Origin of the sequence: Streptomyces sp. DvalAA-14, from assembly GCF_900091855.1 — a bacterium.
Classification (GTDB): Bacteria; Actinomycetota; Actinomycetes; order Streptomycetales; family Streptomycetaceae; genus Actinacidiphila.
The window spans coordinates 1-1,328 of the sequence record NZ_FMCH01000458.1; the positions used below are offsets into that span (position 1 = coordinate 1).

The 1,328-nt window shown below is 73.0% G+C and carries 1 protein-coding gene; it reads left to right on the forward strand.

All coding sequences use genetic code 11. From position 1 onward, the window contains the following. Positions 1 to 306 precede the first annotated feature (306 nt). The gene (locus tag GA0115240_RS24140) at positions 307 to 1,260 is read left to right on the forward strand and encodes an aldo/keto reductase (RefSeq protein WP_093739580.1); all 954 of its coding nucleotides are present in this window, start codon (positions 307 to 309) and stop codon (positions 1,258 to 1,260) included. The last annotated feature ends 68 nt before the right edge of the window (positions 1,261 to 1,328 follow it).

Genomic DNA, 1,328 nt, shown 5'->3' on the forward strand with positions numbered 1-1,328 from the left:
CGGGGTGTGGCATCGAATACTCCTGGTGTGGGGGAGAGGAGTGCGACTGGTGTTTCGTGGTGCGACGGCAGTGGCCGGGCAGGACTGTAGTGCCCCCGATCCGCCGGGCCAATCCCTCAGTTCGGGGCAAGAGTTCGGATGACTGATCCCTTCCGGCCACCGTTCGCGGTCGGTTGAGCCGCTACGAGGCCCTGACATCGGATGATTCGACGCGCGGTCCGCAGCACCGATCACGGGCGTCCCCGGGCCGGGTAGGCCACCGGTGAACGGCCGGCGGCCCGCCGGCCCAGCGGAGAGGAACCGGCCGTGCGCTTCAACCGTTTGGGGGCCAGCGGGCTCCAGGTCTCGGCGCTGTGCCTCGGCACCGCGTCCTTCGGCCGGCAGACCGGCCCCGAGCAGGCCCACCGGATGCTGGACGCCTTCACCGACGCCGGCGGCATCTTCATCGACACCGCCGACCTCTACCAGCAGGGCGCGGCCGAGCGCATCGTCGGCGACTGGCTGGCGGGCCGCGACCGCGACGGCCTGGTCGTGGCGACCAAGGTGTTCCGCGCGACGGGCACCGGGCCCAACGACGCCGGGCTCAGCCGCAAGCACATCCTGGCCGCCGCGGAGGCGAGCCTGCGCCGGCTGCGCACCGACCACATCGACCTCTACCAGACCCATGTGGCCGACGTGCTGGCCCCGTTGGAGGAGACCGCGGCGGCGCTCGACGGGCTGGTGACCGCCGGCAAGGTCCGCTACCTCGGCGCCAGCAACCATCCCGCCGGGCGGCTGCAGAAGTCCCTCGACCTCGCCCGGCAGCGCGGTCTGGAGCCGTACACCGCCCTGCAGCCGCTCTACAACCTGCTGCACCGCGAGGTCGAGTGGGAACTGACCGGGCTGTGCGCCGCCGAGGGGCTGGGCATCCTGCCGTGGAGCCCGCTGGACGGCGGCCGGCTGACCGGGGCCCGCGCCCTGGACGCCGGGCCGCACGCACCGGCCGATCCGCCGCGGGCCCGCGCCGTCGTCGACACGCTGCGCTCGGTGGCGGCCGAAGCCGGCCGCTCACCGGGGCAGGTGGCGCTGCGCTGGCTGATGGACCGCCCCGGGGTGACCGCGCCGATCATCGGGCCGCACACCGAGGCGCAGCTCGCGGACTGCCTCGGCGCGCTGGACCTGTCGCTCGACCCGGTGCACACGGCGCGGCTCGACGAGGTGAGCAGCGGCCCGCTGCCGTATCCGTACGACCTGCTCGCCGAGTTCCGCGACCGGGGCTGACCTGGCCGGGAGCAGGCGTCCCGGCTGCCGGGCCCCAAATTTTAGTTTATTAGTAATAATCGTTGACA